Source organism: Paenibacillus sp. Y568, assembly GCF_059445545.1.
In genome coordinates, this window is sequence record NZ_JCAIUM010000002.1 from 338,459 (window position 1) to 364,051 (window position 25,593).

The window sequence follows — 25,593 nt, forward strand, 5'->3', positions numbered from 1 at the left end:
CGCATTCATAGGAACACGCAAGTATGTCACGCAATAATTCCACACTTGAAGAAGCCATGATTTTCAACTTTCGTTGAGCATCATGGCTTTTGACTATTTAATTATAAATAGTTGTATCGTTTCTATCTTGAGTGAATTCTAAAAGTACTATATTTTTTAAAGTATAAACTTTAATTTTTAAATAGAATAGTAAGGTAAATATTGTTAAATTTAATACTGTAAACGCTTTCAATAAGAGTGGTAGAGTTCACTTGATGATCATAGACATCCGAATGGCACTTTCACCAATTAGATTGGTAGAGTGAGTGTATTGAAAATCTCTTCCAAACAGAAGATCTATTTTCCGTAATAGAATCAGTACAATTTCTTGAACAATTACCGCATTAGAGGAATGAACATCATGATAAGCGGCTTAGGGGGAAATGAATTGAATTGGGGAAGAAGAAACTTCACGCGAAGTGTGGCATTTCGATGGATCGTGTCGTACGCCGTGATCTTATGCATACCCGTTATTCTTAGTGTCATCATTTACAGCCAGACTAGGGGAATCGTGAAATACGAGATCGAGAGGGCAAGCAGTGCAATGCTGTTGCAAGTGAGATATATCGTGGACGCAGAGCTAATTCAGACTGAGCGTTTGGCCACTCAGCTATCCATTCATCCGGATGTACGGAGATTGTTAACTTCGCCAGCAAATGAAAGTGCCTATTCTATATATGGAATGAAACAAGAACTGAACAAGTTGCTATCCACTAACGATTTTATTAAGGGAATATACCTCTATTCAAAACCTCTGCAATCCGTACTCTCTAGCGAAACATATGTAAAGGATCAGCTATTTTACGAAATGAAACATCAGACGAATACGTTCACTTACAAGGACTGGCTTGAGTTGATCAACCGATCTCAGTCTGAAGGTTATGTATCGATTCCAGTTGAGAACCAAGGTGAGATCGCATATACCCCATCCTACATTCGGTCGTTGCAGATGCAAACGGAGGGTGACTCGGCCGGAACGCTTATAATACCGCTTAATACTGAGAAGATTATGACTCTGCTAGCGAACATCGATTGGGTGGAACAAGGTCAAGTGTTCATCATGGATACGAATAACCAAATCCTGTTTCAGAACGCTGAGGATTCTACAATAAATCTATCGTCGTACCAAGAATGGAACGACCACGGGACGGGCACCTTTACCGACACTTTTCAAGGAATTGAATCGATGGTAACGATTGAGTCGTCTGATACAACGGGTTGGAAGTATATCAGTGTGTTTCCAACCGACGTCTTCTGGGAGCGTGCCAGGACCATTCGTACGATGAACATACTTGGGCTTTTACTTTGCTGCGTAATCGGTGGCGTGGTCATTTATTATTTCGCTCGTAAAAACTATGATCCTGTAAAACAACTGGTGAGTGTGTTTTCCCGGAGTGCCTTGCAAGGGACTGGACCGGACATGGACGAATATATGTTCATTCGGAGAAGTGTGCTCGCGACAATTCGAGAGAGGGACGATATGAACAATAAACACGTTCAACAGCTTCGGGTTTTGCAGAATTACTACCTAGGGAGGCTGTTAAAGGGGCAGGTGGATCGGAACGTTCCGTCGTCGGAGCTGGCGAAGACTCACAATTTGTCTTGGACGTCCGATCGTTTCGCCGTTCTGTTATTTTATATCGATAGCGAGGAGGGGGGGATAAAAGATCTAACCTTGTCTCAGTTTATCGTGTCCAATATCATTGCGGATTCGGTCGGTGACTGCCTAACGTTACATTTCACGGATGTAGACGGAACACTCGCAGCGGTTGTAAACGTCGATCCGGATCGTGAGGAGCAATGGAAAGAGGATATAGAGGAAAACTTAGCGCAAGCTTGCGAATTCATTACGGTCCGGTATAAGCTTCGCTTTACGACGGTAGGGAGTGAGCTTCAAACTGGCTTGGATGGTGTACATCAGGCGTATATTCAGGCTTTGGAAGCCCAAGAATTCAGTATGCTGTTAGGAGAAGGGATGTTGATCTGGTACGGGGATATCAAACCGAGCGAGAGTAGTTATTTCTTCACGGTGAACGACCAGATGATTCTGATCAATTACTTAAAGGCCGATGAATTCGAGAAGGCGAAGCAAATGATCGACAACGTTATACAACAAGCTTTCCAGAGGGAAACGTCGTATGAAATCGCGAAGTGTGTCCTGGTTGATGTAGCGACTACGCTGATCAAGACGATTCCCGACCAAGAGCAAGCCGGTATGGCTTGGGATGAATGGCGTCCATTAAAACGACTGTTGTCATGCTCAACGAAGATGGAATTCCATCAAGAGCTTCTCGACATATTTGATCGGATATGCACTGTGCTTCGGTGTAAGCAGAATGTACAGACGAGCGCAGGGATCGGTGAGAAAATTGTGGGATTCGTGCAGGAGAACTACAACGATAAGAACTTAAGCGTGTCACTGATTGGGGAACAATTCCGATTGACACCGCAGTATGTATCTCGATTGTTCCGTGAACAGATAGGTCGGGGGCTACACGATTATATTAGTCAGACTCGTGTTGAAGCTGCCAAGGCGCTGTTGCTAGAAGGAGCGAGTATTGATGAGACAGCAGGTCGGGTCGGATTCACAAGTGGTCATGCGTTCATTCGTGTATTCAAGAAGTATGAAGGGATCACACCAGGGAAATACAAGACAATCCAGTAACAGATGAAGAAACAGAATGTCTTTGAAAGGAGCCTAATTACCATGGGAGTGCGCAATTTGGGTTTTCTGAGGAAGAATGGAATCGCGATCGTCTGCTTAATCTTATTCACGTCCGGATGCTTAGAAGGGAAAAGTACGGAAGAGCGATCGTTGACGAAGTCAGAGAGTGCAATTCGAGAACAACACTTTCCCGCAACCTCCGATGATGCGTTCGAATATCCCATGCAAGGAGTTCCGGAGCTAACGTTAATGACGGAATTTGCCGATATGGGGCTACCGAATGAGGGACCGATTGACGAGGAATATGAGAAACGAACAGGCATTGCGATTAGACATCTCGGTGGTGTCCCCATGCAAGACAATAAATTCAGTTATCTTCTTGCCTCTGGGAACTTACCAGACATCTTTATGAATAACTGGCTTCAATTTCCCGGAGGTCCCGAACGAGCTATTCAGCAGGGGTATATCCTTCCTCTGAACGACGTTATCGATCGGTATGCGCCGAATTTCAAGCGTGTGTTAGAAGAAAACCCCGAGATTGATAAGATGGTAAAGACGGATAGTGGTATCTATTATGCGTTTCCATTCATTCGCTCGGAGGTGGGTAAGGTGTACGGGGGACCGATCATTCGTAAGGATTGGCTTGACGAATTGGAACTCCCGATCCCTACAACAATGGATGAGTGGTACGAGACCTTGAAGGCATTCAAAGAGAAGAAGGGTGCGACGGCACCGTTGACGCTCCGAACCCTATTCATGGGGGAACGAACGGCAGGTTTCGCAGGCGCTTTCGGTGTTATGGGGAATTTTTATATGGAAGACGGGAAGGTAAAGTACGGTTATCTAGAATCGGAATATCGGGAATATCTGGAGACGATGGCTAAGTGGTATCAGGAAGGGTTGATCGATAAAGATTTTGCCGTACTAGATTTGGAATCCGTGGACAAAAAAATGACTTCTGGGGTAAGCGGAGCAACCATTGGCTGGTTTTCTTACATTGAGAAATATAATCTCACGATGTTATTTAATGATCCGACGGCTCGTTATATTGCAGCCCCATACCCAACGTTGAGAAAAGGGGAAATCCCGAAATTCGGACAGCTTGACAACGCTTATGCAGGTACTAGTTCGGCAGCGATCAAGTCCACGACGAAAAACCTAGAAGCAGCAGTTCGGTGGTTAGATTACGGTTATTCGGTAGAAGGAAGCCTGCTGAACACGTTCGGCATCGAAGGTATTACGTATACAATGGAGCAGGGAGAACGGAAGTATACCGATTTGGTCGTAGCGAATCCCGATGGTTTATCTAGTGATCAGACGATGCTTCAATATGCCCACCAAACGAACTTCCCAATGATACAACATGATTCACAACTCGAATGGAAGTTCGAAGAAACAAATCAGGCCATTGAAGTATGGAGAAATACGAAGCATGAAGATTATTTGTTGCCACCGATTACGCCAACGTCGGACGAGGCCAGCGAGTTAGCTACACTGATGGACGGGGTGGATGAGTACGTAAAAGAAGTGGAACTTCGAATCATTCTGGGTGTGAACTCTATCGATGTGTACGACGATATGGTGAAGCAACTGAAGCTATTGGGGATTGAACGGATCTTAGAAATAAAACAAGCTGCATATCAACGATATATAGACAGATGACCTCCGACGGCTTGGAGGTCATCTTTTTTTATCTGATTCTAGAAAGGGCCCATTCGTTTCAAAATGTCACTCGTGATTTCCTTGTTTATGTACATCATTATTGTTATTGAACATTGATGGTCGACGGTTTCTCTTATACATTGATGGAGCGACAGAAACGTTAGAACCGAGTCCTGCTAGGGAAAATTCTCGTAAGGAAGTGATGACGGAATGGCAGCTCATGCGCAAGACAAGGCTGTAAGTACAAGTTCACTTTGGAAACACGTTAGAAAGGAATGGAAGCTTTATTCGTTCTTAGTTATACCTGTAATCTACTTTATCATCTTCAAGTATGTACCTATGCTTGGAAGTATTATTGCATTCCGGAAGTATAGAGGTGGACCGAATATTTTTGGGTCGGAATGGGTTGGGTTTACGTACTTCGAGATGTTTATGAAGGATCCGACGTTCTGGAGAGCCTTCTTCAACGATTTAAGCTTAAGCGTAAGTTATCTCCTGGTTAAATTTCCGATTACCTTGGTATTCGCACTGCTACTGAATGAATTGGGAAGAATCAGGTGGAAAAAATTTGTACAAACCGTATCCTACCTTCCCCATTTCATTTCTATGGTTATCGTGGCTGGGATGGTTAAGGAAATAGTTTCCTTAACGGGACCTATCAACTATGTATTGGGTTTACTCGGGCTTGATAAGATCTCTTTCATCTCATTACCGGAATGGTTTCCGACGATTTACGTCACCTCCGGCATCTGGCAAAGTCTTGGCTGGGGAACGATTCTATATTTGGCGGCGATGACTGGCATCAATACGGCACTCTATGAAGCAGCGAAGATGGATGGAGCGGGCCGGTTTCGATTGGCAATGCATGTCACGATTCCTGGTATTTTACCGACGATTATGGTGCTATTGATTCTAGATATCGGCAGTATCTTAGGTTCGAATTTCGAGAAAATATTGCTCTTGTATAATCCTCTGACTTATGAAACGGCTGATGTTATCTCCACATATGTCTACCGAATGGGTATCACTGGAGGCAACTTCAGTTATGCGACGGCGGTAGGTTTGTTCGAAGGCGTCATAGGACTGATATTGGTAACAATCGCAAATGAAGTATCGAAGAGAACTACGAAATCCAGCTTGTGGTAGAAAGGAGTCGATCTTTGGTGAAGCGAACCTCAACCTTTAGCGCGTTCAATATTATTAATGGATTATTCATGATGTTGATAGTCTTCTTCACATTATATCCATTCATTTATCTCGTGGCGCAGTCCTTTAGTTCTGAAGCCGCTATCTATGCTGGGAAAGTGACGATCTTTCCTGTTGAATTCACGACCAAAACATACGAAGTCATACTGAGTAAGCCAGACTTTTTCCGCTACTACTGGAATACGATTGTTTATTCCGTGGTAGGTACGCTTATCGCGGTTACTGCAACGGCTGTAATGTCGTATCCTCTATCAAAAGATAGACTACGCCTCAATAAGTTTTTTATTCCATTTGTTCTGTTTACGATGTATTTCGGGGGCGGTCTCATTCCGAACTACATTCTGGTCGCGAAGACTTTGGGCATGCGAGATACGATCTGGGCTATTGTCGTCCCGGGGGCGATCAGTGCTTTCAATGTCATATTGATGAAGACGTTCTTTGCCGGATTACCGAACGAATTGGAAGAAGCGGGGCGTGTCGACGGTCTCGGTGTGTTCGGGATATTCACAAGAATTGTTCTTCCTTTATCGAAGCCGATCCTGGTGACGATTATGCTGTTCGTTATGGTCGGTATGTGGAACAACTGGTTCGGCCCCTCGCTCTATTTGCAGTCGAAAGAGAAGTGGCCAGTCGCTTTATATTTGAAACAAATTATTGACAATGCGGTCAGTCCGGCAGAAGTCGGGGCCACGTCGGAGCAAGCTAGCCAAATCGCAGCAAGCGTCAAATCGACAGCTATGGTTCTCACCTCGTTGCCAATTATCTGCATATACCCTTTTGTACAGAAGTATTTCGTACAAGGGATGATGATTGGGGCAGTAAAAGGGTAACCGATATAATCGGAAGGGCTACTGCCTTTTTCGTTATATAAAAACACAGGAGCTAATAAAGGGAGGTACGTTATGAGTAGATTCAGTAAAGCAACACTAATGATGATGTTGGTAATGACGGTCGCGTTGACGGCAGCATGTAGTTCGTCTGGAAATGAGGGCGCCTCCAAAAATGGAACACCTGCTCCATCGAATAGTAAAGGTACGAAAGAGGGTTCGGATGTAGCAACGGATTACAAATTTGGGGAAGGACAGACGTTCCATTCCAATGAAGCGGTAACCTACTCCCTGATGTACAGCGACCACGAGAACTATCCTTATAATAAGGACTGGCGACTTTGGAGCGCTATTCAAGAAAAAACGAACGTAACCTTCGATCTGGCGACTACGGCTAGAACAGAATATGAGAATCAAAAGTCTCTGTTGGTGAACAGTGGAGATGCGCCATACATTATTCCTAAGACGTATGATGAATCCTCATTTGTATCAACGGGCCAGATTGTAGCTGTCAGTGATTGGGTGCAATACATGCCGAACTTCACGAAAGCCATAAAAGATTGGGGCATGGAAGAAGATTTAAAAGCTAAAATGAAGGATGATGGGAAATATTACGTCCTTCCAGGAATGTGGGAAATTGCGGGAGGCGGATATTCCTATATCATCCGCAAGGACGTATTCGAAGCGGCTGGTGTAGACGTCGAGGGACAACAAGCCAACTGGACTTACGATGATTTCGCTGCAGCTATGATGAAAGTGAAAGCATTTACTGGGAAGCCATATGTCTTCTCAGATCAATCGAAGGGTGAATCTACCCTGAATATCGCCGCCATTCAATATGGCGTCACCGGAGGATGGGGAATAGCCAACGGCCTGGTCTACGACCACGACAAGCAACAATTTATTTTCGCTGATGCGTCGGACGACTTCAAGACATACCTTGAATATTTCAATAAACTCGTGAGCGATAAGATTATGGATCCTGAATCCTTCACACAAGAGGACGATATTGCAAAGGCTAAGTTCTTCCAGGGAGATAGCCTCGTAATTAACGGTAACTACCAGGTTATGTCGGATTTCAAGTCCAAGATGGCAGATCCGAAAAGCGAGCTATACATGATCACTGCTCCTGGCGGACCTAAGGGTAAGCTCCAAAACGAAACCTCACGTCTAGAGAACGGCGTTATGATCAGCAAGAACGCGCTTGACGGTCTTGGAGAAGAAGGATTTATCAAGATGCTTCGTTTCGTCGACTGGCTCTGGTATTCTAATGAAGGCCAGACACTAACCTTGTGGGGCGTAGAAGGGGAAACCTATACCAAGGATGCGGAAGATAACATTGTGCTCAATAAGGATATCTATTTCAATGGATTAAATGAGGGTGCTGCGAAGCAATTAAACGTAGATTATGGATTCGCTAATGGTGTCTTTGCATACGGTGGTGACACAAAACTGAAGATGTCCAAGATGTCGGAAGGTGAGAAGGACTATACGAATCGCACCCAGACGACACGGGAGCCGCGCAAGCTACAGCCTCCTATCATGGGTTCGGTTGAGGAAACAGAACAGATGAATCTCATCTCAACGCCGCTTATTGATTACGTGAAGACGATGACATTAAAGTTCATTACGGGTCAAGAAAGTCTTGATACGTGGGATAAATATAAGGCACAGGTCGAAGCGAATGGTAGTACGCGGTATACGGAAATGGCAAATGACATTTTCCAGAAGAATAAGAGCTTACTAGGTTACTAATTACTATAAACGGTGCTAGGTGTTTGGCTTCCGAAGGAGGATATGCACCTAAGGTTGTCATGTAATTCTTAATGAACAAAAAGAAATGGATAGAGACTTCAGATATATTCTGAGATCTCTATCCATTTCTTATTTGTTTCTCAGTTTTATTTCGAAGAAGTAAACAAACCTGATCCTAGAAGCCCACTCCAGAAATCGTTGAATTGTGGAATATCGAGCTGTTGATTCGCATCGGATAGAGCTGTCGCTGGATCGGGATGTACCTCAACCATAATGCCGTCGGCACCAGCAGCGAGTGCTGCCTTAGCGCATGGTAGGAATATATCCTTACGACCTGTAGAGTGTGTCACATCGACTAGGACAGGCAAGTGGGTTTCTTGCTTCAACAACGGAACCGCTGAAATATCTAATGTGTTACGTGTCGCTCTTTCATACGTACGAATACCTCGTTCGATGAGCATGACTTGAGAATTACCATGGTAAAGAATATATTCTGCAGCATGAATGAATTCATCAAGGGTTGCGGCAAGGCCACGTTTCAATAGAACGGGAATTTTGGCTTCTCCAGCGGCTTTTAATAGCTCGAAGTTCTGCATGTTACGAGCACCAATCTGGATCACATCAATCGTCTCGGCTGCAATCTCCATATGAGCAGGATGGACAATCTCACTGATGATCGAAAGACCGAACTCATCGCCAACTTCTTTGAGCATCTTCAATCCGTCGATACCAAGTCCTTGGAAATCATACGGCGAAGTGCGGGGTTTAAATGCACCACCACGCATGACCGTAACACCAGCTGCTTTAAGAGCCGCTGCTACTGTACGTAATTGTTCCATAGATTCTACAGAGCAAGGGCCAGCGACCATAATGGGAGAGCCATTTCCGACAACAGTATTTCCTTTTAGAGGAATGACCGTATTAGATTGATGCTGTTTACGGCTGACCAATAAGGTACGCTTATGTTCTTTCTCTTGAACGTCAAGTGAAGCTTTGAATATCTCTTTGAACAAGTGTTTAATGGTGCTATTGTCGAAAGGACCTTGATTACTAGCTATGAGTTGTTCTAGCATTTCTTTTTCACGAATAGGGTCAAACTTAGGTACGCCTTGTTTCTCTTTCACGACACCAATTTCATGACTAATGCGCGCTCTCTCGTTCAATAACTCCAACAATGTACTATTCACCTTATTAAGTTCTGCTCGTAATTGATCCAATTGTTCATTCATTTCCACATAACCTCCATATAAAATAATAAAAAGCCGTCTTGCAAGGGACGGAAAATTCCGCGGTACCACCCTCGTTAGACAGCCAAATGTTTTGGTTTCTCACTTAACACGGATAACGGCGTGTGCCGGACTTCCTTACTGCAACCCGGGTGCGTTCAGGAAGTCGACTCTGGAGTGAATTTCATCCTTGCAATTCCTATCGGTTCGCTCTCAATCTATGGCGTACCGTCCCTGTTAGGGTGCAGTGGATTACTTGTCTCCATCATGGTCTGTATTTCACATCAAATTTTTATCATTATATGCACGAAAGATAATATAATGCAAGTATTTGCTTTAACGCATTGACGTAAAATGGTTCGTATAGAGATATCTCAAAACCCCATCATGATGAGTGTAACAATTATAACATTCAACCGAAGTCATGAAGAAATATATTAGAGCCAAATTTACAAATAAATGGAATATTGTAGACTGAATTAGGAGTGAGGGAGTTGAGTTAGGTCATGAAATCTAAACATGAACAATCGTGGATATTGTTTATTTTACAGTTGTTTTTAGGTACGGGAGGTGTATTCGGTGGGGTGGTATTGATGATTGATCCAACAGGAGAACTAATGGGACTATGAATAACATGACATATATTCAGCATACTCGCAAAATCATGGGGGGATCAATTTCAAAGCGTATGAATTGGGTTCATAATGGATACAATCTTCAAAAAACAAGAGCCCATTTGCTATGGGCTCTTGTTACCTTAAGTGACCTTCAAATTTTCCATATGAGTAGATGGGATATATATAATTATTGACTAGCCTCGACACAGGCTTTCAATGTTTCCTTGATCCAAACGCGGATATCATCTTTTTTGTACTGTAGGATAGGCATTGTATCTTCTGGATCTAGATAAGCGTCACGGTCTTGTACTTCTGCGATGTAGCTCAAATGTATACCATGTTCCTTGCCGGAAGCTTCTGTTTGAATATCATATTGCTCCATCGTTGGTTTAATGGATTCGAGCGGAACGACCTGAATTTTGCTGTTGGATTGTTGTAATGCGTCGGCAATCATTTGATAGAACTCGCTGTATTTCATATTTGTGTCACATATGGCGTATTTACCTTTATGCTGGCCAAATTCAATTGCGCCTACAGCTGCTTCTGCTACTTGCTTCGCAGTTACCATTGCTGTACCACCCTGTTGAATAGGAACCAAGTCTTTACCTTTGACTCGATCAATGAACATCGTCCAGAGTGGAGTACGTCCAGGCATTACACCAAATATATAAGGGAGACGAAGACTCATGACATCCATCTTATCTTCGCCCTCCATGATCGCAACTTCCTCTTGCAATAGGCGTGTACGTGGATAAGCATTATGTTCTTTTAAGTTTAAATCTATCCATTTTTCGGAAAAGTGCGAAAAGTACGAGTTAAACAAGACAAATTTTTTCACGCCCGCTTTTCTCGCTAGTCTAGCTATTCTTTGAGTAGGAAGGACGTTAGCTTCATAGAAAAACTTGCTTGCCGGTGCTTGTGGAACAACTCGCTCATCAGCTCCTGCTGCATAGACAAAAGCGTATACCCCATCTAATAATTCCATGATTTGATCATCGGTATATGTATTCAGGTCGCCTAAGAGCGTTTCAACTTCTTCAGGAAATAAGTTCTCATCTGGAAAAGGAGGAAGGGATATGGAAGATACTTTATACCCTCTTTTCAACAACTCATTAGTAGTGTAATAGCCTAGAAATCCAGTTCCACCTAAGATAAATACTTTCTTCATAATATCTTCATCTCCTAAAAGGGTATGTATGCTAAAGTTAAATCAAATATATCATATCTCATATAATAGTTAGTGATTTTTATCACAAATTTAAAATTAAATTTAAAATAATGAATCTTTTAAATATATAAATGCGGACGTCAATGGTATGGGAATCTGAGGATTTCCCATACCATTGACGTCCGCATATTGCTCTGGAATTCCTATTGTAGCTTCCACGAATTATTGAGATCTAGATTGCTGCTAATTGAGCTGTTTCCATTTGGTATCCATCACTTGTGGAACATAGTGTTCCATGCGTTGGATAAGGTCTATAGGGTCACTAGAAACATTGATTAGACTTAGATTCGAAGTGTTAGAGAACCCCTCTTGTACACTGTAATTGATCATGTTCAGAAGTGGGTCGAAATAACCACTAACATTTAAAATTCCAATTGGCTTGCTGTGTATTCCAATCTGAGACCAGCATAAAACCTCGAATAGTTCCTCATATGTTCCGAATCCTCCGGGAAGGGCAATAAACCCATCTGCTAATTTCCCCATCGTGGCTTTGCGCTCGTGCATGCCTTCAACTTCAATTAATTCGGTTAATTGTTGATGCACAATTTCGCCTTTAAATAACCCTTTGGGCATAATGCCCGTCACTTCTCCACCATTAGCGAGTACGGTATTTGCAATCACACCCATAAGGCCCATATTGGACCCACCATAGACTAAGCGATATTGTTCTTGGGCCATATAGTTGCCAAGCTCAGCTGCCTTGAGTTGATACTCTGGACGTTCTCCTAGATTGGAGCCTGCAAAAACACAAATTGCCTTCATCTCATTCACTCCGATCTATCTGTTGATTATATTAGCTGTTATTTTATTATACAGAAGAACTTATCTATATTTGTTAAATTAATGTGTTCATTTCATCATCATACCGATTATGTTGTAATCAAGGAATCAACCACTACTGAGAAATGATGCGGTTATAAAAATGAGACCTGAGACTGTATGACTGGAACTATGTTCCTAGTAAAATGGAGATTGAAATGGGTAAAGGATATCCTTATATGTTATTGACCTATCCACTGAAACATTCGTTCAATGGCGCCAAGATGAGTGTTGAGTGGGAGATGGTGATCGCCCCCTTCAAACGGATGGAGTTCAACGGGTACACCTACTTCCATAAGCTTGTTATACATATTAAGACCGTGACTGAAATCGACCTGAGTATCCTGAGTGCCATGCATGATCAGCACTGGGCAATGAATCTGTTCTATCATATCGATAGGGGAGCGTTTCTTATAGGATTCTGGTGTTCTGGTGGGTGTACCACCAATAACGCGTTTTAACATTTTACGTAAATCGATTCGTTCTTCATAAGTTTGTGCGAGATCCGACACCCCACCCCACAAGATTAATCTATGAACGTTAGAAAGGGTTGCTGTTGTGTGTGTGGCATTGATTGAACCTCGTGAGAATCCCATAATTGAAATGCGATTGGCATCTACAAAAGGGAGACTCTCGAGAAGGCGATAGGCGGATAGAACATCTTCTTGATCGCTCCCCCCGAATTCATCACGACCTTCACCACCCTCATTCCCTCGATAGGTGGGCGCAAAGATAATATGACCGTAATTTGAAAATTGCTCGAGCCAGTCGATCTTAACTCGTCCTACTTTACCTATGCCTCCACGGCAATAGATCAATACAGGCCATTGCTTAGATCGAATATCTTGTTGTGCTGGAGGATATGAGCAGGATAACTTTGTCACTGGAAGATCCGTAGTAGAACCTATGGATTGATGAATAAGGCTTTCCAATTCTGAGATGGGTAGGTCATAACCATAAGGGAAGCTAAGATACCCTTTTACCTTCAGACCATCGGATATGTATGTCATGTGAGTAATCATATTTTATCAGCTGCCCCTAGTGTTTGTTTGATGTGATTTATTGTCGCATATTCTATTCTTATACCCTAATTGTCTGGAATCAAGTCATTTGTTTAGTTATTGGGTGAACTCATTTTCAAATATAAATAAAGTCTCATATATTGATTTGGATATGTGTTGTAGGACGGACTTTACATTAATATATTAGTTAAAAAAGGAGGTCGTGCGTACTGTCTCATTATGTTCAACGCATTTTTGCGTTTACAGTTGTAATTCTTTTGCTGTGGATCAATCCATTTGCAGAAAGAGTAAGTGCAGCAAGTGCAAGTTCACACAGTTCGGATTTAATTGTGGTGAATAAGAAGACCAATACATTGGCTTTCTTTAGGGATGGGAAATTGGAAAAGGAATATGCGGTTGCCACTGGAAAGGATCCCGAACTAACTCCTGAAGGGAAATTCAGGATAGCGAACAAAATCAAAAATAGACCGTATTACAAAGAAAAAATTCCTGGAGGAGACCCGCGCAATCCATTGGGGGATCGGTGGATCGGACTAGAAGTAAATGGTACCATGGGAACAACGTATGCCATACATGGAAACAGCAATGAAAATTCGATTGGTAAGTATGTCAGTGCTGGGTGCATTCGCATGCACAATGCTGAGATACATGAACTGTTCACACAAGTGAAAGTAAACTCATATGCCGTTATCACTTCTTCTAACCTAACGTTTGAGCAGATTGCAGAGAAGAATGGGTATGTATTGGGACTTAAGGTTTTTGAGGGCAAAGTAGTTATAAATGGTGAAGAACGAAAACTAAATAATCCACTTGCAATCGTCGATTCACGTATTTTCATACCGATGAGAGAATGTTTAGAAATGTTAGGAGCTCAAGTACAGTGGAACAATAAAACACAGACGACAACCATCATCATAGGTGGTCGAACGATAACTCACAAGCCACTGACCAACCAAGCGACAGTGAATGGAAAAGCGATCACCATTACACCATCCATGTATCAAGGCACAACCGTCATGCTCCCACTGCGAAACATCCTAGAGTTGTCCGGTATTCAAGTAACATGGGACAGTAAGAATAATGCCATTATAATGTCAAATTAATCATCAGTTGTAAAGCCACGAAAGTGGCTTTTTTTGCGCTTATTAATGGATAAAAGCGAGTGGAAAGAGGGAATGTTTACAAATTTCACGAATGTAATAAAGAGCGTCATGAATACAGATGTGGGGGAAGAATCTGCGAAGGGTGCCGCAGATATTACGTTATGTGAAATTCTGGTAAAGTTTAAAACAACTAAACCGAATAGATCGATTATCTTAGAAAACAAATATTTTTATAGTTGGGAAGTGAGAATAAGCGTGAAGGACAGGATGAATCAAATAAGAGTGAGGTCATATTTAGACTTTACAATACAGCAAAAATTACTTCGTGTATTGTTTGTATTTTCGTTAGGGTTAATATTGGGTTTTTTGGCTAAATATGCGGATACTGTTTCCATTAACGCAGACAGTAAAACTATACATAGATTTTATACATATGGATTAACTATTATCAGAGAAATCACAACCAGTCTAGGAATTTGGGTTCTAATAGGCACAATTCTCGCTTCGAGGAGTCGTTCTCCCAAAGCTGCGGCACTACATGTATTTATATTCTTCGTAGGAATGCTGGTAGCGTATTATTCTTTCTCTACTGTATTGTTTGGTTTCTTCCCTAAATATTATTTTTTTGCTTGGGGTATTTTTGCTGTGTTATCGCCAATTTGTGCGTATATTATATGGTATGCCCGCGGAAGTGGTTGGATTGCTGCTTTTTGTTCAGCACCTCCGATAGTTTTACTTTTGATAAATGGAGATGGCTTCTATCATACTCATTCTCTACTTCAAGGCTTTGATTTGTTTTTGGCAATATTGTTATTTATCATTCTCCCAAGTAACAATATGCAACGTTTGCGTGTATTACCTTTTGTTGCAATTATGTATTTATTATGTAGGAATTTGAATCTGATATCCCTGTTCTTTGGGTGGGTATGATTATTGTTACGCATAACCTTGATCAATTTGAGTATTAATTCGAAGAGGAGTTAGACTAGGGACATAAAGGAAACTTACATATATATGAAAGTGAATTCGAAGAAGGCCACAACATCACTTAAACAGAACATTCCTAAGTCGTCGCTTTCGCTCCTAGGTCACCAAGAGGGATTTCGGAGAAGTGGAATCAGGTGACACATGTAACTGTCTAATTCTAATGACCCGTTCCCTTCGGTCACTTAAGCCACTTGAACGTCAGGAATGCCAAACCGTTAGTACGCCAAGAAGCTTGGCTCATCTGAAGAGGTGAAATTCCTTGTGGGGCAAGGTCTAACCAACTACCTCTATCGAGTGTTGCGCTGACACAGGTAACTGCTAAGTGAAGTGTACACAGAGAGCCATGTAGGTGCCAAAAGGAGATGTACCTCCTGAAGTATATTCAGTCTCGTCAATGTAGTTCGGGAAAAAGAACAAAGAACAGACGACGTGTTTAACGTCACGGAAGTCCAAGCAAGAGAAACGTTAAAAGAAAATACGAAGTGCGTTTTTTTTTTTTTGGAGGTAAGATTCTGGAGGGTCTGTCGTGTCATGTATGGAGAGATGAGTCAGGAACTTGGGAGTCCCTAAGAGCTCCTACTCCAAGGAGTAGGTAGGCTCGACAAGCGAAAAAGAGGAAAGCTGATGGCGATTAGGGAATCGGATCTATTCATAGTACTCCGAGATCGGGAGAGCCGATTACATGGGGAAGGGACGTGTGCGCCAAGTAGGTTATGTCATTTAGCAGGTGGTAACCCTGCCTAATAAGGGAACTACAGCCTGAATCAGGAGCTTGTTTTGGTCAACGGAGGTTAAGTAAAGTAAAAATGTGAACGTTGTTAATAAATATTAGTTACTCCATAATGAAAGCGTAACCAAAGTGCGACTACAATTGAATTGGGGGTTGAATATGAAAACGGGTATAAAGAATGGATCAGTTTGGTTTAAGAGAACTTCAATCTTGCTGTTGTTTTCACTGTTGCTGGCCGCATGCTCTGGAGAAGGAGGGTCCAACAACGGAAATAAGGACAAGGATTCAACGGATAACCAGAATCAGAATCAGAACGTGGTGGTGGATGAGAGTCCGCTTGGGAAATATGATCCCCCGATTGAAGTATCATTTGTCAGACACTTGAGCGATGTCGTGGAGAATAATGTGCTGGGCGTACTGAAAGACGAAACCGTCGAAGATAATCGCTGGTCACAATTGTATGAGGATCAGCTAGGCATCAAAATAAAGTATGACTGGATCGTTAAAGGCGACGACACCTCAGATCAATACCTTCAGAAAATTAACGTAACGCTAGCCTCCGGGGATTTACCGGATGTCATTCCGGTGAATGCTACACAGCTTAAGCAATTAGCGGATTCAGACCAGATTGAAGATATGACAGAGTTGTACGAAAAATATGCTTCCCCGTTCACTAAAGAAGTGCTCTCGGGAGAAGGAACGAGCGTTTTTGATGCAGCGTCCTTCGAGGGAAAGCTGATGGCGATTCCTAATCTAGAATCTTCAATTGAACGGTCGATGTACATCTGGATTCGTACGGATTGGCTGGAGAAGTTAGGGTTACAGCCGCCTAAGACTATGGCAGATGTTCTCGCCATAGCGGAAGCCTTTACGGAGAAGGATCCGGACGGGAACGACAAGAAGGATACTTTTGGTCTTGGACTCACCAAAGATTTATGGGGTGGAGCAATGGGGCTTGAGGGATTTATGGCCGGATATAATGCCTACCCGAATATTTGGGTGGATGATGGTACGGGCAAGCTCGTATATGGCAGCATTCAGCCTGAAGTAAAGAAGGCGCTTCAGGTGTTACAGGATATGGCCAAAAAAGGGCAGTTGGACCAGGAGTTCGGGGTTAAGGACGGAGGCAAGGTCTCCGAGTTGATATCTGCAGGCAAGATTGGGATGGAATACGGAGAGCAATGGAACTCCATCTGGCCACTTCAACTCAACCGGGACAATGATCCAAATGCACAGTGGCAGGCATTCCCGATCGTCTCTGAATCAGGGGAAACGCCAAAGGTGCCGCTTAAATTTAGCACAACCCGTTTCTTTGCTGTCAAGAAAGGTGCCGCACACCCGGAAGCGGTAATCAAATTGTTCAATATGCATCTGGAGAAGAACTGGGGCGAGACTGCTGAATTCGGCAAGTACTTTGCGCCTCCGGAAGCTGAAAGTGTATGGCAACTATCGCCGGTAACGCCATATCCAGTTACGAAGAATGTAGATGCTTTCAGAGAGATTGATGCCGCCCGTAAAGCTGGTGATTTCTCCAAGCTGGTGGGAGAAGCCAAGACGATTCAGGAAAAGTTAGAGTCGTATGCATCGGGATCGAAGGAAGGCTTCGCATTGTGGGGCTGGGAGCGGATTTACAGTGAGCAGGGTTCCATGGGTATAGCCGACCAGTACATTAAGAACGACCAGTTCTTGCAGGAAAAATTCGTCGGCGCTCCGACTCCGACAATGGTAGAGCGCAAAACGACGCTTGATAAGCAGCAAAATGAGATGTTCGTCAAGATCATTTTAGGAGAGCCTATTGAGAAATTTGACCAGTTTGTGAAGGATTGGGGAAAGCTGGGTGGAGACCAAATTACGCAAGAGGTCAACGAATGGTACGAATCGACTAAAAGATGATTTGCCTTGGAGGAAGAAATCAACGGTTTCTTCCTCCATTCCATTCTTGCTTGCACATGTGGAGGATAAAAATGAGAACGAAACTATTAAAAGAATTACCGCTTCATTTAATGCTTTTGCCGGGATTGGTGATGATAGTCTTATTTTCGTACGTTCCAATGGCGGGCGTAGTGATTGCCTTCCAAAAGTTCATTCCTGCCAAGGGTTTGTTCGGGGACCAGAAATGGATCGGCTGGGATAACTTTGAATATGTGATGAACTTGCCGAGTTTCACGCAAATATTGTGGAACACACTGTTTATTTCGAGTCTCAAGCTTATTCTGGGTCTGATTATTCCAATTATATTCGCCGTGCTTTTGAACGAACTCAAGAACAATGTGATTAAACGGTCCGTACAAACAGCGATTTATTTACCGTATTTTTTATCCTGGGTTGTACTTGGAGGCATATTGATCGATATTCTTTCTCCTTCCGGAGGAATTGCAAATGAATTTCTTGGATTATTTGGAATTTCGAAGATCTTTTTCCTCGGTGACAACGACTGGTTCCCCTTTACACTCATCGCTTCGGATGTCTGGAAGAACTTTGGATATGGGACGATTGTGTATCTGGCAGCAATCACCGGCATTGATCCGGGGTTATATGAAGCGGCCACGATTGATGGTGCCAACCGCTGGCGTAGAACATGGCATATCACCATTCCGGGAATACGGATGGTCATCGTGCTTTTGTCGGTACTGAGTTTGGGACAATTGTTAAATGCCGGATTTGATCAGGTATTTAATTTATATAGTCCGCAGGTATATGAAAGCGGTGATATCCTGGACACCTTTGTGTACCGGATCGGTTTGCTGGATGCGCAGTACGGCGTGGCAACCGCTGTTGGTTTCTTTAAATCGGTCATATCGCTTACTTTAATTTCAAGCTCGTATTTACTGGCCTACCGGTTTGCAAAATATCGGATTTTTTAGAGGAGGGAGTACCTTGGAGCAAAGGCTAGCGCCCAATCAGGCAGAATTAACTGTCAGTCACAAGAAAAAACGCTTAGACTGGATTTCCATAATGAATGCCGTATTTCTGATCTTCGTATCACTGCTTTGCCTTTTGCCTTTGATTCATATCATAGCCGTATCATTCAGTTCAAGCGCGGCGGCTTCCGCAGGTTACGTAAGACTCTGGCCTGTCGATTTCACTTTTGCTTCCTATATGTATACGATGAGCCGTAATGAATTTTGGCAATCTATGCTCGTTTCTCTGACGCGGATCGGCATCGGAACTCCGCTGAATCTACTTTTGACCATTTTGGTTGCTTACCCGTTATCAAAGGAATCGCATGCTCTCCGGTTCCGAAGCATCTATGCCTGGACCTTTTTTATTACGATGCTGTTCAACGGAGGTTTGATTCCCTGGTACATAACTATCAAAGAGTACGGCTTGCTTGATTCGATCTGGGCGCTAGTGCTGCCCGGTGCGGTTCCCGTGTTCAGTGTCGTCCTGCTGCTTAACTTTTTTCGGGAGATTCCGAAGGAACTTGAAGAAGCAGCGCTCATTGACGGAGCAGGCCATTGGAGGATTGTGTGGTCCATTTTTGTGCCGATTTCGAAGCCGGCACTTGCTACGCTTGCCTTGTTTTCGATGGTCGAGCATTGGAATAGTTGGTTTGACGGACTGCTACTTATGGGGAGTCCGGACCACTATCCGCTGCAAAGTTATATTCAGACGATCGTAATCCAACAGAACCTGTCGAACATGTCGCGCGATGCAATGCTCAACCTGGCACTTATTTCGGACCGGACCTTAAAATCGTCCCAAATTTTTCTTGGTTCGCTTCCAATCATTCTGGCATATCCGTTTTTGCAGAAATATTTCGTTAAAGGCATCGTTCTCGGCAGTGTGAAAGGGTGACAGTGGGAAGGTTTCAAATATAATCTGTTTGTCTCCTTAAATCTGGGATATAATTGAAAGAAATTACTTTGGAGGTATCGGCATTGTTTTTCCAAAAGGACTTTTCGCTGCGGAACACGATATTTCTACGATTGATTGTGACCTTTCTTCTGATTATGCTGCCTATTCTGTTGTTTGCGGTCTATCTATACCAATGGATCGTGCAAACCACAAGCGCGGACATTATGAAGACTTCGAATGCTCAAACCGTATTCTACCTAAACGATATGGAAAATGAGATAGACCGGATAAAATTGCTGCAGTACAGCCTGCTGGAGGATGAATATCTGAACAAGCTGGCTCTGACTTGGGAAACGCTGACGACGATTGACCGCACGGTGAACCTCAATTCGCTGATGAAACGGCTGTTCACCGTTCAAAACAGCAGTATGTATATTAAGGATGTAAAAATCCATATCTTGTCCATCGGCAGAACGGTTTCAGCCGTTGGCGGAGTGCGGGAATTTGAATCCGAACGCTTCCATGAAATCCGCTCCGTCTTTGGAGAACGCGGTTCCCAGATCATTGAATGGCACGGAGGATTTTTTCTTAACGCTATGAAGCAGGCGGGAATAAAGGGAGCGGAGCCATTGTTCACGGTGGAGATCGAGCTTGATACCCAAAAACTTCAATTAGCGCTAGGACAATTCAACACGTATCCCGGCAGCGGCACGTTGCTGCTGTCGGATAGTGCTACCGTTGCCTTGTCCAGCGTGACAGGGACGTTGGCGGAGGCCGACCAGTTTTTGTACCATCGGCAAATACGTTTGGTTTCATCTGGCGAAAGGTTAATGATTGATAGGGACCAATATTATATTGTTCAGGCTGGCTCATCGAAATTGGGATTGTCCATTTACCGTATTATTCCGGAAGGGGTCATTAAGACCCCTATAAGAAAATTTTATATATGGGCCTGGGTATTTGCCATAGCTGCGCTCGCCATCATTATTGCTTTTGCACTATCCACCTACAAGTTTATCCATAAGCCAATGTTGACCCTGGTGAAGAGCTTCAGGAAAATGGAGCAAGGGGCATTGGATATTCATATCGCGCATGGCTCCAATGATGAGTTCCGTTACTTGTACAAGAGCTTCAATCAGATGGCCGCTAATTTACACTCCTTAATCGACCAGGTATACAAACAGAAGATTATGGCGCAAAGAGCGGAGCTGAAACAGCTTCAATCGCAGATTAACCCGCATTTTTTGTATAACAGCTTCTTTATCCTCAACACCATGGCAAAAACGGGCGACACAGAACGAATCGAACAGCTCACGACACTTCTCGGCGAGTATTTTCAATTTGTGACCAGAAATGCATCCGATGTGGTTTCGATGGAACAGGAGATTCATCATGCAAGAATGTATACGGAAATTCAAGCCATGCGATTCTCCAGACGGATTCAAGTCCATTTTGAACCGCTGCCGGAAGAGCTTAGGACAGTACTTGTCCCCCGATTGATTGTTCAGCCTATTATTGAAAACGTGTTCAAGCATAGTCTTGAGAAAAAGATCATGAATGGCCTAATTATTGTCCGTTTTGAACAGGAAGGTCTCGAAATCCGCATTATTATTGAAGACAACGGTGAACAGTTGACTGATGAAGCATTAAAGAAAATGAAGAAGACCCTTGAGGTTTATCAGGACCAGGCCGAGACGACGGGGATGGTGAACATTCACCGGCGGATTCGCATTACATTTGGTGAGAAAAGTGGATTGCGGGCCAACCGAAGTGAGTTAGGGGGACTTAAGGTGACAATCCTGCTACTGGCTGGAGGTGACGACACTGATGTACAGAATGCTTATCGTTGATGATGAAGAAATTATCACGGATGGCCTTGCAGTTATTTTTGGAAAAATGAACCTCGAACTGGATCTTTATAAAGCGTACTCCGGTCAAGAAGCACTGAGTCTGCTGGGGAGTACGAGAGTGGATATCGTCTTGTCTGATATTTGTATGCCTGGAATGGATGGGCTGGAACTGATGAAAAAAATTCACCTGAACTGGCCGCAGTGTAAAGTGGTTTTTCTGACGGGACACAGTGACTTTGATTATGTCTATCAGGCAATTCAAGCCCCGGGTGTTCAATATGTGTTGAAAAACGAAGGGTATCCGAAACTGATTGAGGCCGTAAAGCGGGCATTGAAGGAATTGGATGACACCATGAGGGTGAACAATCTAATCCGCCAATCGAGAGAGCAACTGGATACGCTTGAGACATTGGCTCAAGGAGAGTATTTCCGCCATCTTGTCCATAGTATCAAACTTGAGCAGGATGTGGAGGAAGATTTCAAGCAATTGCGCATACCGCTGGATGCATCTATACCCGTTTTGATTGCACTCGGCAGTTTATCTTATCCGCAATCATCTCAATCGTATGCCGACCGCCAGGAGTTAGCTCTCGCGGTTAAGTTTCTGTCGGAGAGGCTGCTGAAGGAGAGGACGGTCTGTCTCGGGATAATCGATCGACACGGAGATCTGATCTGGCTCATTCAGCCGGATCGGCAAAAATACGCGGATAAACCGGACACCTTTGAACAGACAGTTATATTTCTGGAAGGAACGTTCGAATTAATTCAGCAAGCATGTCTGGAATCACTGGATATAATGGTTGCCGTTACGCTGGGCGTAGAAGAATCAGCCTGGGTCTCGCTCCCTTTTTCATACGAGAAAATAAGACAATTCCAGCATTACCGGGTCGGTGATGGAAACCGGATGGTCCAGAAGGTGCTACCAATGGAGCCTGTATTGCCTGACTCCGTTCGTGACCGGTCATTGCGCGACAAATCCGAGACGCTGACCGCACATTTGGAGGCTGGAAGAAAAGGTGAATTTTTCACGCTTTTTGACGAGATGGTCGAACCTGCCGGTCATGAATCGGAGAGGGGAAGTCCTTACCTCACAGAGTTGTATTTCACCGTAGCACTGATACTTATGTCTTATATCAACAGGTGGGAAGCAGATGAGCAGATAGGCGCGCACGGTTTAGTACAATTGGAGAAACACCGTTCTTGGGAAATAGCTTTCGGCTTCTTGAAGGACAATGCGAATTTCCTCTTCTCGATCAGAAAAAACAGGGAGCAGAAGAGGGCGGCCAGTGCCATCGACAAGGTGTGCTCATATATTGAAGATAATATTAGTCAAGACCTATCACTTGTGCGATTGGCAGATGTGATCCATTTCAATCCCTCCTATTTGTCCCGTCTGTTCAAGCAGGAACGGGGCGTTAATCTGTCAGAATATATTGAGGAAATGCGAATCGGCCAAGCCAAGGAACTGCTCAAAAAAAAGGAACTGAAGGTGGCTGAAGTCGGTTCGTTAATCGGGTATGTGACGCCGCAGTCGTTCACCCGTTTTTTTAAAAAATGGACTGGGATAACACCACAGGAGTACCGGGTTGATATGCAAAGTAGTTAAACCTACGACTCTCCCAAAAGGTAAGCGTCAGCAGTATCCGTCTTTACTTTACGAAGTTGAGACTTCTTAAGCCGATACCCGGGAAAAGTAGATCAAGAACGGCGCGAAAATGAAGCTGTGTTTCACCATGCAGTCCAGTCCAACGCTGGCATTGGCGACATATAACAAGGAGCTGTTGAATATATTCGCTAAGCTCAAAGTCTAACGACCCTTTTCCTACGATCACTTAAGTTATTTGAATATCAGGAATAAAGTAAAAAAACCAAGACAAACTGTAGCTGTTGTCTTGATTTTCAATATAAATACTAATTTCGAATTGATTAAAAGTTTTGGTTTAAGCATCTACTCTTTCTGCTTTACGCGTCTGTCTTGTATGGATTTTTTTCATTGCAAATCTTGCTATAGGCTGAGCATTGAAGGAGCACTATATGGCGACTATAGCACTGATAAGGCATGGTTGTACCAGTTGGAATAAAGAAGGACGAGCACATGGGAACTCTGATATTCCGCTGGATCAGGATGGGGTTAATCAAGCAGAACTTTTAGCGACGAGATTAAGATCAGAGGATTGGAATCATATTTATTCAAGTACTTTAGCAAGAGCAAAGCAAACTGCTCTTATTGTAGGGAGGCTATAGGAGTAGATATACACCTTGATGATCGTCTTCGGGAAAGGTCAGGAGGATTGATTGAAAGTACTACTGAAGAGGAACGAATAGAAAAGTGGGGAACAGGTTGTAGAGAATTAGATCTTGGACTTGAGCCAATTGAGATATTCCAAAAAAGAGGTGGAGAATTTTTAGAAGAAATAATGATGAAGCACCAAGGAGAAAAGGTGTTGGTGGTTTCTCATGGTGCCTTAATTCAATTTAACTTTATCAAGTTAGTTCCTGATTTTCCTACTAAACATTTTGGGAATACATAGCATCTCTTCAATTTTGCTTGCCCCTGAAACAATGAATTGTGTAGATTCATAAAATGCGTCGCCTCTGCCTGCGGCAATTTCGGGGAAGCAGATTCAGGAGATTCCACTTAAGATAAGAGCAATCTAAAGCTGGATCGTGTGTTGCTGATGCGAGAAAGTTAAGCGAAATATCCAAAGCATAGAAAGTGAGGAACCCAATGAACAACAGAAGGATTTTCTGGAGTCTAGGGTTATTGATGATAGTGATCATTGGACTTGTTTATTATTATAATTTATCGCCAGAAATTTCTAAAGACGATTTAGTTATTGAAAGTGAAATTCAAAAGTTTGACAAGGATATGTATCTAGTAGAGTTAGCAATAACTCGAACGAAAAAAGAAACGAAGTCTAATTTTATTTATCCAGTAATTCAAGGACTTGGGAATCTCTCCTTTATAGAGAAAGATAATTTATATAGTCCTTCTTCCATTGGAACAGACTTTGAAAGTTATGTAATACTGAATAATGAAATCAAGAGTGAACAGTTAAAGCTAGATGAAATAGGGTTCTCTGTACCAGGTGAGATTGGAACTTATATGATGAAATTCACACTAAGTAACTTGGGAGATATCCAAATGCTAAAAAATCCAAGTATTTATTATGTTCATAAAGAAGAGAAGTTTGGAAAAAAATTAAATTGGATAACAAAAGTACCTATAAAAACAATTGATTAAATGGTTTAGAAGATGTCGGATACATTCGTACGCTTCTCGGTCACCAAGAGTATTTTCTGAGAAGTGGAATCAGGCGACACATCCAACCGGCTAAGTCTGACGACCCGGACCTACGGCCCTTAAGCGCTTGGACGTCAGGAATGCGCAACGTTATTATGAAAGAGATGCAGATTAAGAGAAAAGTTCATTTTTTACAGCTGGTTCTAACTGTAGTTGTACTGTTTTTTTAAGGCAAGAAAGGGAGAAGATTCATAGATGTCCGTAACTACTTAACAGAACACTCATACATTGACGCAACATACTGACAGAATTGTCATGGAGGAATAAATATATGAAAACTGATGGGTGGATTCCTCTCGATGAATTAAATGATAGTCAATATATTTGGACAGGGACGAAAGTTAGATTGTATGGTGTTGGTCTAAATGTGAAGGACAAGGCTGAAGACTATTGTGATTACCTAGTATCATATATCTACGATAATAATGAATACTTACAATTAACTAACCTATCTCATGGCGAAGCAGGAAATATTATCTGTGTCATAAAAAAGGATGAACCAAACCAATATTCATTAGGTAGAACTCTAAAGGAAATGATGGGAATTAAAGATACATGTGTACTGTTTGAATGAGTAGCTGTCATTCCCTTCGGTCACTTAAGCCGCTTCAATGTGAGGAATGCGCAAGTTATGTGGAAGATCAGCTATAAGTCAAATCATCTAAACTTAGGAATTCATATGGAAGAGTTTATTGAATTAATTAGTTTGATAGAAATAGAGATTAGATCCAATGAAATTTATTGTGAATTAATTG

Annotated in this window: 19 protein-coding genes, 1 pseudogene and 1 other annotated feature; of the genes and pseudogenes, 16 read left to right on the forward strand and 4 right to left on the reverse strand. The window is 42.8% G+C overall.

Annotated elements, in window-relative coordinates; all coding sequences use genetic code 11:
* Positions 1-427 precede the first annotated feature (427 nt).
* The 5 genes from AC1D7X_RS04645 to AC1D7X_RS04665 all read left to right on the forward strand — a co-directional run bounded on the left by AC1D7X_RS04645 (position 428) and on the right by AC1D7X_RS04665 (position 8,154).
* Positions 428-2,704: an AraC family transcriptional regulator gene (locus tag AC1D7X_RS04645; protein WP_495474722.1), complete on the forward strand. Its 2,277-nt coding sequence runs from the start codon at positions 428-430 to the stop codon at positions 2,702-2,704.
* 42 nt (positions 2,705-2,746) lie between these two features.
* Positions 2,747-4,366, forward strand: coding sequence for an extracellular solute-binding protein (locus AC1D7X_RS04650; protein WP_495474723.1), 1,620 nt, complete (start codon positions 2,747-2,749; stop codon positions 4,364-4,366).
* Between the two features lie 210 nt (positions 4,367-4,576).
* A complete protein-coding gene (locus AC1D7X_RS04655) occupies positions 4,577-5,512 on the forward strand; it encodes an ABC transporter permease (protein WP_495474724.1) in 936 nt (311 codons plus the stop codon).
* 17 nt (positions 5,513-5,529) lie between these two features.
* Entirely contained in the window at positions 5,530-6,402 is an 873-nt protein-coding gene (locus tag AC1D7X_RS04660; protein ID WP_495474725.1) for a carbohydrate ABC transporter permease, read from the forward strand.
* 72 nt (positions 6,403-6,474) lie between these two features.
* Positions 6,475-8,154: an ABC transporter substrate-binding protein gene (locus AC1D7X_RS04665; protein ID WP_495474726.1), complete on the forward strand. Its 1,680-nt coding sequence runs from the start codon at positions 6,475-6,477 to the stop codon at positions 8,152-8,154.
* 146 nt (positions 8,155-8,300) lie between these two features.
* On the opposite strand, the gene AC1D7X_RS04670 is transcribed toward AC1D7X_RS04665, so the two are convergent.
* Entirely contained in the window at positions 8,301-9,383 is a 1,083-nt protein-coding gene (locus AC1D7X_RS04670; RefSeq protein WP_495474727.1) for a bifunctional 3-deoxy-7-phosphoheptulonate synthase/chorismate mutase, read from the reverse strand.
* A gap of 40 nt (positions 9,384-9,423) precedes the next feature.
* Positions 9,424-9,658: a binding site (T-box leader), on the reverse strand.
* Positions 9,659-9,886: 228 nt separating this feature from the next.
* Here AC1D7X_RS04670 and AC1D7X_RS04675 point away from each other — a divergent pair.
* On the forward strand, positions 9,887-10,009 hold the full coding sequence (locus AC1D7X_RS04675) for a hypothetical protein (RefSeq protein ID WP_495474728.1): 123 nt from the start codon (positions 9,887-9,889) through the stop codon (positions 10,007-10,009).
* Between the two features lie 175 nt (positions 10,010-10,184).
* On the opposite strand, the gene AC1D7X_RS04680 is transcribed toward AC1D7X_RS04675, so the two are convergent.
* From AC1D7X_RS04680 to AC1D7X_RS04690, 3 genes are all read right to left on the reverse strand, one after another.
* Positions 10,185-11,165 (reverse strand): NAD-dependent epimerase/dehydratase family protein, encoded by a 981-nt coding sequence (locus AC1D7X_RS04680; protein ID WP_495474729.1) that lies wholly within the window; start codon positions 11,163-11,165, stop codon positions 10,185-10,187.
* A gap of 243 nt (positions 11,166-11,408) precedes the next feature.
* Complete coding sequence (locus tag AC1D7X_RS04685) at positions 11,409-11,987, reverse strand: LOG family protein (protein ID WP_495474730.1); 579 nt, start codon at positions 11,985-11,987, stop codon at positions 11,409-11,411.
* Positions 11,988-12,226: 239 nt separating this feature from the next.
* A complete protein-coding gene (locus AC1D7X_RS04690; protein WP_495474731.1) occupies positions 12,227-13,066 on the reverse strand; it encodes an alpha/beta hydrolase family protein in 840 nt (279 codons plus the stop codon).
* A 257-nt stretch (positions 13,067-13,323) separates the two neighbouring features.
* On the opposite strand from AC1D7X_RS04690, the gene AC1D7X_RS04695 reads away from it, so the two are divergent.
* The 10 genes and pseudogenes from AC1D7X_RS04695 (at position 13,324) to AC1D7X_RS04740 (ending at position 25,412) form a co-directional block, all read left to right on the forward strand.
* The gene (locus AC1D7X_RS04695; RefSeq protein ID WP_495474732.1) at positions 13,324-14,169 is read left to right on the forward strand and encodes a L,D-transpeptidase family protein; all 846 of its coding nucleotides are present in this window, start codon (positions 13,324-13,326) and stop codon (positions 14,167-14,169) included.
* A gap of 33 nt (positions 14,170-14,202) precedes the next feature.
* Positions 14,203-15,099: a hypothetical protein gene (locus tag AC1D7X_RS04700; RefSeq protein WP_495474733.1), complete on the forward strand. Its 897-nt coding sequence runs from the start codon at positions 14,203-14,205 to the stop codon at positions 15,097-15,099.
* 946 nt (positions 15,100-16,045) lie between these two features.
* Complete coding sequence (locus AC1D7X_RS04705) at positions 16,046-17,779, forward strand: extracellular solute-binding protein (RefSeq protein WP_495457789.1); 1,734 nt, start codon at positions 16,046-16,048, stop codon at positions 17,777-17,779.
* Between the two features lie 71 nt (positions 17,780-17,850).
* Positions 17,851-18,750, forward strand: a complete 900-nt coding sequence (locus AC1D7X_RS04710; protein ID WP_495457790.1) for an ABC transporter permease — start codon at positions 17,851-17,853, stop codon at positions 18,748-18,750.
* 91 nt (positions 18,751-18,841) lie between these two features.
* Complete coding sequence (locus AC1D7X_RS04715; protein ID WP_495457859.1) at positions 18,842-19,684, forward strand: carbohydrate ABC transporter permease; 843 nt, start codon at positions 18,842-18,844, stop codon at positions 19,682-19,684.
* A gap of 68 nt (positions 19,685-19,752) precedes the next feature.
* The gene (locus AC1D7X_RS04720) at positions 19,753-21,534 is read left to right on the forward strand and encodes a sensor histidine kinase (RefSeq protein ID WP_495474734.1); all 1,782 of its coding nucleotides are present in this window, start codon (positions 19,753-19,755) and stop codon (positions 21,532-21,534) included.
* Positions 21,512-23,140 (forward strand): response regulator, encoded by a 1,629-nt coding sequence (locus tag AC1D7X_RS04725; protein ID WP_495474735.1) that lies wholly within the window; start codon positions 21,512-21,514, stop codon positions 23,138-23,140. The genes AC1D7X_RS04720 and AC1D7X_RS04725 overlap by 23 nt, the downstream gene beginning before the upstream one ends.
* 428 nt (positions 23,141-23,568) lie before the next feature.
* A pseudogene (locus tag AC1D7X_RS04730) lies at positions 23,569-24,065 on the forward strand (histidine phosphatase family protein).
* Positions 24,066-24,262: 197 nt separating this feature from the next.
* Complete coding sequence (locus tag AC1D7X_RS04735; RefSeq protein ID WP_495457793.1) at positions 24,263-24,778, forward strand: hypothetical protein; 516 nt, start codon at positions 24,263-24,265, stop codon at positions 24,776-24,778.
* Positions 24,779-25,109: 331 nt separating this feature from the next.
* Complete coding sequence (locus AC1D7X_RS04740; protein ID WP_495457794.1) at positions 25,110-25,412, forward strand: hypothetical protein; 303 nt, start codon at positions 25,110-25,112, stop codon at positions 25,410-25,412.
* Positions 25,413-25,593 lie beyond the last annotated feature (181 nt).